The sequence below is a fragment of the Actinoallomurus sp. CA-142502 genome, assembly GCF_050936355.1.
GTDB classification, from domain to species: domain Bacteria; phylum Actinomycetota; class Actinomycetes; order Streptosporangiales; family Streptosporangiaceae; genus Actinoallomurus; species Actinoallomurus iriomotensis.
This window is the reverse complement of record NZ_JBNJMY010000002.1, coordinates 89,733-96,758: the sequence shown is the minus strand read 5'-3', so window position 1 is coordinate 96,758 and position 7,026 is coordinate 89,733. Positions and strand designations below refer to the sequence as shown.

Below are 7,026 nucleotides of genomic sequence, written 5' to 3'. Positions count from 1 at the left end.
TACGGATCAGAAGGTTGGGGGTTCGAATCCCTCCGGCTGCGCACCGTTTGACCAGGGCGTCCCTTGATCGCAAGGGGCGCCCTTGGCGTTGGTACACCAGCGCGTACACCAGCGGCGTTCGTGTCGCTGAATGTCGTGGAGTGTCGCTCACTCCGAGGCACCCCCTTCCTTCTGTCCGTGCCGTTCGATGAACTCGTCGATCGCCCTACGGATGAGCCACGACTGCGATCGATCCTCCCGCTCCCCGATCTCCTCCAGTGCCTTCTCCTGTTCCGGAGTCAGGCGCACGGACGTCGGATTGCGGTCGCTCACGCGGTCAACGTATTACAAGTGACTACATCCGTCGAGCGGTTCACCCGGTCTTCCTCACGTCACGCTGGTCCCGCCGCGCCTGGAGGTCGACGAGCACACCATTCATCTGTGCCGCGGCCTGACGCTGGGCCTCCTGGAAGACGTGCGTGTAGATGTCCGCCGTGGTGGCCAGCTGGGTGTGCCTTAGGACCGTCTGAATCACCTTCAAGTCGATCCCGGCATCGAACAGGAACGACCCCATCGCGTGCCGCAGGTCATGGATCCGCACGCGCCGGCCGATGCCCGACCGGTCGCAGACTTCCGCCCAGGCCCGGTTCATGTTCCGAGGCTCCAGCATCGTGCCTAGGTGCGTCGCGAAGACCAGGTCGGGGTTCACCCACACCTCCGCATCCTTCCGCTCGGCGTCCTGGGCCTCCTTGTGCGCCTTCAGCGCTTCCATGACCAGCGGTGGCGCCGGCACCGTGGCCTCGGACGCCTCGGTCTTCAGCTGCTTGGCGACCAGACGGCCTCGGCGGCGGCCGGTCTTTTCGTCCTTCTCTCCGCGCAGCCGCTGCACGGAGAATTCCAGCGCGACCGTGTTCTGCTCGAAGTCGACACCAGTCCAGAGCATGCCCAGGCCCTCGCCGCGGCGCAGGCCGAGGCCGAGCACGGTCAGCCAGTAGACCCAGAAACGATCCCGGGACGCTTCGGCCAGGAGCAGCGCGGCCTCATCCCGGGTCAAGGCTTTCCGCTTCGACTTGGACTTGCCGGTGGTCGGCACGGCCACGAGCTTCGCGACGTTCTTCTTCACCACGTCGTCGGCCAGGGCGTCGGCCAAGGCCTTCCGAAGGGCGCTGTGGTGGATGACCACCGTGCGGCGGCTCAGCCGAGGCGGCGGTGGCAGCTCCGTCTCCCCAGGCCGGAGTTTCTTACGAGGCGTTTTCGCGGACGGCTTCTGCAGCATATCGAGATGCCACTTCCGTACATCCGATGTCGAAAGCTTGACGGCTTCGATGTGTCCGAGATCGGGGATAATGTGTCCCTCGCAGGAGCCACGGTAGGAGTCGAAAGTCGACTGCGTGATGATCCCCATCTCAAGGCGCTGTTGCAGCGTCTGGGCCAGCCACACCTTCTCTAGATACTCGCCGAGTTTGATGTTCTTCCCGATGGTGATCGGGCCGCCCGCCTCCAGCTCCTCGTAGAACTTCTTCCGCTTGTCGTTGCATTCCTTTGCGGTCTTGCCGTAGATGTACTTCGGTTTCCCGTCCTCGAAGTACGCCTTGACGCACCATCCCTTGGCAGTTTTGTACGGCTTTCCTTCTCTGTTTCCCCGGGTGCGTCTAGCGCCCTGCTTCTTGCTAGGGGAAGGGGTTTCCTCGGGTTTGGACATGCGTGTCTCCAGGGCCGTGGAGGGAATGGGTGGCGAGGTGGAAGCTATCTGGCCGGATCGCAGCCCTGACCTCGGAGCAGGTCGAGCAGGCATGCGTCCCCGCCGCCCAGTTGCTCTCCTGGCGCCAGGTCACCGCCCGGCCGGTCCTCGTCGGCGTTGTCCTCCGACGGCACCGGCGACGGCGTCGGGGACGCGACCGGACTGCTCCCGGGCGGGGATTGCTGCCCGTCTGGCGGTGTGCTCGGCGTCTGGGAGGGATCGGGCGTCGGCGTTTCGGTCGGCGGGTCCGTCGGAGCTGCCGCCTCTGGCGGATCCTCCGGCGCCGTGGTCGGCAGAGGTGCCGGCACATGCTTTTGCGCAGAGCTGGCGGCCGGTTCCCTCTGCGGGGGCGTCGTCTTCCGGGCGCGGGGATGGGTGACCGGGTCGTAGGCCAGGGGTGAGGGCCGGTCGGTGTGCACGACCGGATCGGCGCCCCGCTCGGCCAGAGTGAGACTGCCGGGCGGCACGGTGGCGATGACCGTCACGGCCGCCGCGGATGCCACGGCCACTGTCGTCGTCGTAGCCGGCGCGAGCATGTGCGTGACGCAGCGGCCCAGTCGCCGGGCGAGCGTCCAGCCGATGACCGGCAGCAGTGCCCAGCCGTGGTACTGGGACCGCAGGGCGGCGCGCAGCCGCGGCCGGGATGTCGTCGTGTTGGCGACGATCGCGGCGCGGTCATGGTGATGCCAGATCGCTACCGCGAGTTGCCTGGGCAGCTCCCGGCGTTGCACGAACCGCACTCCGGCCAGCACCTGGTCAGTGATGTCCAGCCGGACGCGTTCGAGTGCCTCCCACACGGCTGCCTCAGTGCGCTCGTTGGGTCGGCCGGTTCCATTGCGTGCGAGGACGATGGTGACCTGGCCGTCGAGGAGCGGCACGGGGTAGTGCTCGTGCGCGCTCCCGTAGCGCAGAGCGTCGGTGAATGCCTGAGGGATCTCCAATCTGCTGTGCCTGAGGCCCTCGGCGTAGCCCTGGTCCCAGGCGTGGTCGCCGACGGCCCGCGCAGCGGCGAGCTGACGTTCGAGGTGGCGGACTCGAAAGTCCGTGGGGGTCCTACTCATGGAGCCTCCGAATCAGACAGGCAGATTCGATGGTCTCCGGGGTCCATAGTTACGGACGCGCCGCAACGGGTGTTCGGTTGCTTACAGGGCCTTCTTATTACTTCTGTTACTAATGCGTTATTACTGACAGTGATGGACGACGGGTGGTCAGCCCGTAAGTCGCCGCCCGGCGGCGTCCTGGCCAGCCTCTGCTCGCGCGGCACGCCGACGCACGCCCTTCATGAATTCGATCATGAGCGCTTTGTCATCGTCGCTGAGCAACGAGAGCTGTGTCCAAATCTCCCACTCCCAGTCCTCGACTTGGTCGCGGGTCACGTAGGCCGGCACTTCGGCTCGTACGTCGCCACGCGGGAGGACCCGCTCGGTGCGTGCCGCTTCCTGCTGGCGGCTGATGTCCTCCTCATCGAATCGGGTCTTGTCCGGCGTCCGTAGTAGACCTTCCACGGCGTCGCGCCGGAGGCCGAGCGCGTTCTCGAGCTTGACGATCACGGCGTCTTCGTAGCCCTGCTGAGCCGCTCGCTCGATCTTGCTGACGACTGCGGTCGATGGGCCGCCGGATGTGGCGACCTGGGGCTGGGTCATCCCGAGGTGGTTTCGGCGCGCCTTGACCGCTCGGCCGAGACGTTTCCACGCCTCCGCCGGGTAGCTGCTGGTGTCCATGTCCCTCAGTCCAGGTCTGTGGGAGCCGCGGGTCGCTCCCGTCTCGCCGACTGTAGATGTCAAATCGGACTTTGGCGAGTGTTAGCGAATCTTGAGATGCAAAGACGTGCCGAGACGTCCGAAGACGCGTTTCGGCGTGTCTCAAGACTTGTAAAAACGCGTCTATACGCGTACGGTCACAGCCATGTCGTCATCCCCTCACACCGGATCGCCTCCTGACCAGGTGCTCCACCTGCCAGAAGAGGCGGCCGGGATGCTGAACGTCACGCGCCACTGGCTGATGCAGGCCGCGAAGAAGGGCCGAGTCCCTCACCGCCGCCTCAGCCCGAGAGTCATCCGCTTCGCCGACGAGGACATCACCGAGATCCGCCGGATGTCCGAAGTCCCCGCCCACGCCGAGCTGAGCGCCTGATGGCCGCCACCGAAGAGAAGGTCCTGCTGGACGTGTGGCCGGAGGCCGGCGAGCGCATCGGCCTGGGCCGCACCACGACCTGGAAGCTCGTCCGCTCCGGAGCGCTGAGGACCGTCCGCCAGGGCCGCCGCCGTCTCGTTCCGGTCGACGCCCTCCGCGAGTACGCCCAGAACCTCCCGCCCGCCCCCTGAAAAGGGCGAGGGCCCCGACCGTCGCGACCGGTCAGAGCCCTCCGGCCAACCCCATCCCCTCTACAGAACGGAGCAGGCCGTGATCACGAAGCCTAGCCACCGCGCCGGTGCGCTGATCGCCGCCGTGGCGTACGGCATCCAGGCCGAGGCCTACCGCGCCAGCCACCAGCCGAAGCCGCAGCCGGCCGAGCCGGGTGCCGTCGGCTACCACCTGGTCGAGCCAGGCGATCACCTCACGTACTGGGGCCTCGACGAGTCCCTCTGGGGGGAACCCGTCACCGTGGCGAGCCTGTGCCCGCTGGACTTCCGGTGCCGCGTCCGGCTGCCCAACGGTTCGGTGCTCGCCCAGGTCGACGAGCGCGGCCTGTTCGGGGGCCTGCGATGAGCACCCCGATCATCACCGTCCAGCGCGACGACCTCGCCGGCCAGCCGCACACGATCACGGTCGAACGCGTCGACGTCGAGACCGCGCGTGCCCGGTGGCCGCAGGGCGAGTACGCCGACCACATCGGTGAGCGGGCCGTCGTCGAGCGCCACCACGGCAAGCTCGCGGCGGTCTGCGCGACCGCGTCGGAGCTGCCCGGCGGGTCGATCGGCGAGGCCGCACGCGGCACCGCCCGCACGTACGGCGCGATCTACGTTGGCGGCGACCCGGCCGACACCGACGCCGAGGCCACCGAAGAGCCGCTGCCCAGGTGGGCCGCCAAGCTCATCGACGCTGTCCGGACCGCGACACACGTCGGCGCGGGATCAGGCCGGCCGCCGTCGATGGTCGAGGACCGCCTCATCGACGCCGCGTTCATATTGCTCCGCCACCGCTTCGGCCTCGGTTCGCTCAACGACCAGCAGGTCCCCCTCGCGATCTGGATGGTCGAGAAGGCGTTGAAGGAGCTGAAGGCGGAACAGCGCAAGACCGCCCGGCACACCGCGCCGATCCGCCGCACGCACAAGGACGGCACCGTCTGCGGCCTGAAGTCCACCGCCGCCTGCGACCAGCCGCACGTCGGCTACAAGGCGGAGTGCTCGGCCGGTGACTGGCAGGCAGAGTCGCCGACCCGCGCGATCGTCGAGGAGCAGAAGCGCACCCACCTGTGGCAGGCCGGGGGCGCCCGATGACCACCCGCACCCAGAACCGCTATCAAGAAGCGGCCGAACGTCACGAGCAGCAGCTCCAGCACGAGCGGACGGCGCGGCAGGCCGAGCACGGCGTACGACGCGCGGAGGCCGCCGAGTACCGGCGCCTCACCAACGCCATGAACGGCGCGCCGATCCTGTACCCGGTCCAGCCGAGCCGGGCGCCGTCCCGCTGCTGGCGGTGCTGGCAGGCCCTCCCGGACCTGGCGACCGGTGAGGACCCCCGCGACGGGCAACTGCGGCAGTTGTGCCGGGGCTGCCACTCGCGGCTGTCGGCCGGTCTCCCGGTCGAGCTCACCGACGCCCAGCTCGCCGAGGCCTGGGAGTGGCTCGCGCACCAGCACATCAACCAGCGCGCCGCCGCGCAGGCCGGCCGCCTCGCCGAGGGCACGGGCGTCACCGACGCGTTCATCGAAGACGCGCTCAACGACCTCGCCCCGCACCTGACCCTCGAACAGGGCTGGCACGCGGTCGAGGAGCTGGAGGCGCAGCTCCTGGCCTTCCAGGACGCCGAACGCGGTGACGTGAACTACGACCAGCTCGACCCCGAGTGGCGCGATGGTGAGGCCTGGGCGAATCGGTGTCGGGCGCTGGTCGAGGATGCGCTCCGCCCGCTGGTCGGGGGCCGGTCATGAGGCCTGAGACGCGCCTGTGGCGTAAGACCGCCCGGAAGGCGCAGAAGACCGCGCAGCGTCGGCGGATTCGCCGAGCGGAGACCGCGGAGATGTCCCGGCTGCTCCGCCGGATGCAGCGGTTCTTCGCGCACCGCTCCGAGGGGTTCTCGATCGAGTCGGCTGGCCGCCTGGTCGGCGTCGGCATCGGTGAGGCGTACGGCTACGAGCGCTTCATCGAGGCACTCACCGCGGCTCTGCGACAGACCGCTGACGAGGACGAGACCACGGGGGTGGGCCGGTGACGGCCGAACTGGTGCTGCCGTACGACGCGCCTCGGGACGTGTGGCTGAAGGCCCGCCGTGAGGGCATGGGCGGCTCCGACGCCCTGGCTGCGCTCGGTCTGGACCCGTGGAAGACCCGGCTGGAGGTCTACCTCGACAAGATCGGCGAGGCCCCAGAGCGGGAGCCGACCGACCGGATGCGGTGGGGGCAGATCGTCGAGGCCGCGATCCTCGAATGGTTCACCGACCGCACCGGCATCCCGGTACGCCGCAAGGGCCTGATGCGCTCGATCGAGCACCCGCACCAGCAGGCATCGGTCGACGCCGAGTCCGACGACGGCGGCATCGTCGAGATCAAGAACACGAACTACCACCGCCGGGGCGAGTGGGAGGACGACCAGGTCGCTGACGGCGCCGAAGCACAGTCTCAGCACTACCTAGGCGTGACGGGCCGGACGCACGCGTGGGTGGTCGCGCAAATCGGCGGTGAACCGCCCGTCATCCGCCGGGTCGAGCGCGACGACGCGCTGATCGCCGACATCCGCGCGATGGAGCTCGACCTGTGGCGGATGGTCGAGGCCCGCACACCGCCGCCGCTGGAGGGCGGCAAGGCCGCCGAGGCGCTCGTCAAGCGCCTGTTCCCGACCGGCGTCCCCGGCAAGCGCATCGACGTCGACGCCGAATTCATGGCCAAGCTCCGCGAGTACGGCGACGAGCACGCCAAGTACAGCGCCGCCGAGATGCGGAAGAAGGCCATCCGGGCCGAGCTCGCGCACGTGATGGGCGACGCCACCGAGGCGTACTACGGCGACCGGCTCGTCGCCACCCGCCGCAACCAGACCAAAGAGAAGGCGGACTTCGCGGCCCTGCGCGCGCGGTACCCGGAAGCCGCCGCCGACGTGATCACCGAGACCCACTTCCGGGTCTTCAACAGCAAGCTGAAGGAGTCCTGA

The 7,026-nt window shown here is 68.6% G+C and carries 11 protein-coding genes; 7 read left to right on the top strand and 4 right to left on the bottom strand.

Annotated features, from left to right (window positions below):
* Positions 1-147 precede the first annotated feature (147 nt).
* The 4 genes from ACQEV1_RS53125 to ACQEV1_RS53110 form a co-directional block, all read right to left on the bottom strand.
* Positions 148-312, bottom strand: coding sequence for a ribbon-helix-helix domain-containing protein (locus ACQEV1_RS53125; protein ID WP_433389908.1), 165 nt, complete (start codon positions 310-312; stop codon positions 148-150).
* A 40-nt stretch (positions 313-352) separates the two neighbouring features.
* Complete coding sequence (locus ACQEV1_RS53120; RefSeq protein ID WP_433389905.1) at positions 353-1,681, bottom strand: tyrosine-type recombinase/integrase; 1,329 nt, start codon at positions 1,679-1,681, stop codon at positions 353-355.
* A gap of 44 nt (positions 1,682-1,725) precedes the next feature.
* The gene (locus ACQEV1_RS53115) at positions 1,726-2,781 is read right to left on the bottom strand and encodes a hypothetical protein (protein ID WP_433389903.1); all 1,056 of its coding nucleotides are present in this window, start codon (positions 2,779-2,781) and stop codon (positions 1,726-1,728) included.
* A 147-nt stretch (positions 2,782-2,928) separates the two neighbouring features.
* Positions 2,929-3,441, bottom strand: a complete 513-nt coding sequence (locus ACQEV1_RS53110; protein WP_433389900.1) for a hypothetical protein — start codon at positions 3,439-3,441, stop codon at positions 2,929-2,931.
* A gap of 184 nt (positions 3,442-3,625) precedes the next feature.
* Between ACQEV1_RS53110 and ACQEV1_RS53105 the strand changes: the two genes are divergently transcribed.
* From ACQEV1_RS53105 to ACQEV1_RS53075, 7 genes are all read left to right on the top strand, one after another.
* A complete protein-coding gene (locus ACQEV1_RS53105; protein ID WP_433389897.1) occupies positions 3,626-3,853 on the top strand; it encodes a hypothetical protein in 228 nt (75 codons plus the stop codon).
* Positions 3,853-4,044 carry a helix-turn-helix domain-containing protein gene (locus tag ACQEV1_RS53100; RefSeq protein WP_433389895.1) on the top strand — a complete coding sequence of 64 codons (192 nt, stop codon included), beginning with the start codon at positions 3,853-3,855 and terminating at the stop codon, positions 4,042-4,044. Before ACQEV1_RS53105 ends, ACQEV1_RS53100 begins: the two co-directional genes overlap by 1 nt.
* 79 nt (positions 4,045-4,123) lie before the next feature.
* The gene (locus ACQEV1_RS53095; RefSeq protein WP_433389892.1) at positions 4,124-4,429 is read left to right on the top strand and encodes a hypothetical protein; all 306 of its coding nucleotides are present in this window, start codon (positions 4,124-4,126) and stop codon (positions 4,427-4,429) included.
* On the top strand, positions 4,426-5,160 hold the full coding sequence (locus ACQEV1_RS53090) for a hypothetical protein (protein ID WP_433389889.1): 735 nt from the start codon (positions 4,426-4,428) through the stop codon (positions 5,158-5,160). The genes ACQEV1_RS53095 and ACQEV1_RS53090 overlap by 4 nt, the downstream gene beginning before the upstream one ends.
* Positions 5,157-5,813, top strand: coding sequence for a hypothetical protein (locus ACQEV1_RS53085; protein WP_433389886.1), 657 nt, complete (start codon positions 5,157-5,159; stop codon positions 5,811-5,813). Before ACQEV1_RS53090 ends, ACQEV1_RS53085 begins: the two co-directional genes overlap by 4 nt.
* Positions 5,810-6,094 (top strand): hypothetical protein, encoded by a 285-nt coding sequence (locus ACQEV1_RS53080; protein ID WP_433389884.1) that lies wholly within the window; start codon positions 5,810-5,812, stop codon positions 6,092-6,094. Before ACQEV1_RS53085 ends, ACQEV1_RS53080 begins: the two co-directional genes overlap by 4 nt.
* Positions 6,091-7,026, top strand: coding sequence for a YqaJ viral recombinase family protein (locus ACQEV1_RS53075; protein WP_433389881.1), 936 nt, complete (start codon positions 6,091-6,093; stop codon positions 7,024-7,026). Before ACQEV1_RS53080 ends, ACQEV1_RS53075 begins: the two co-directional genes overlap by 4 nt.

Bases quoted from the DNA above. Each gene is read 5' to 3' on its own strand.
- ACQEV1_RS53085 (WP_433389886.1), top strand. From the start codon at position 5,157: ATGACCACCCGCACCCAGAACCGCTATCAAGAAGCGGCCGAACGTCAC.
- ACQEV1_RS53100 (WP_433389895.1), top strand. From the start codon at position 3,853: ATGGCCGCCACCGAAGAGAAGGTCCTGCTGGACGTGTGGCCGGAGGCC.
- ACQEV1_RS53090 (WP_433389889.1), top strand. From the start codon at position 4,426: ATGAGCACCCCGATCATCACCGTCCAGCGCGACGACCTCGCCGGCCAG.
- ACQEV1_RS53115 (WP_433389903.1), bottom strand. From the start codon at position 2,781: ATGAGTAGGACCCCCACGGACTTTCGAGTCCGCCACCTCGAACGTCAG.
- ACQEV1_RS53120 (WP_433389905.1), bottom strand. From the start codon at position 1,681: ATGTCCAAACCCGAGGAAACCCCTTCCCCTAGCAAGAAGCAGGGCGCT.
- ACQEV1_RS53110 (WP_433389900.1), bottom strand. From the start codon at position 3,441: ATGGACACCAGCAGCTACCCGGCGGAGGCGTGGAAACGTCTCGGCCGA.
- ACQEV1_RS53080 (WP_433389884.1), top strand. From the start codon at position 5,810: ATGAGGCCTGAGACGCGCCTGTGGCGTAAGACCGCCCGGAAGGCGCAG.
- ACQEV1_RS53105 (WP_433389897.1), top strand. From the start codon at position 3,626: ATGTCGTCATCCCCTCACACCGGATCGCCTCCTGACCAGGTGCTCCAC.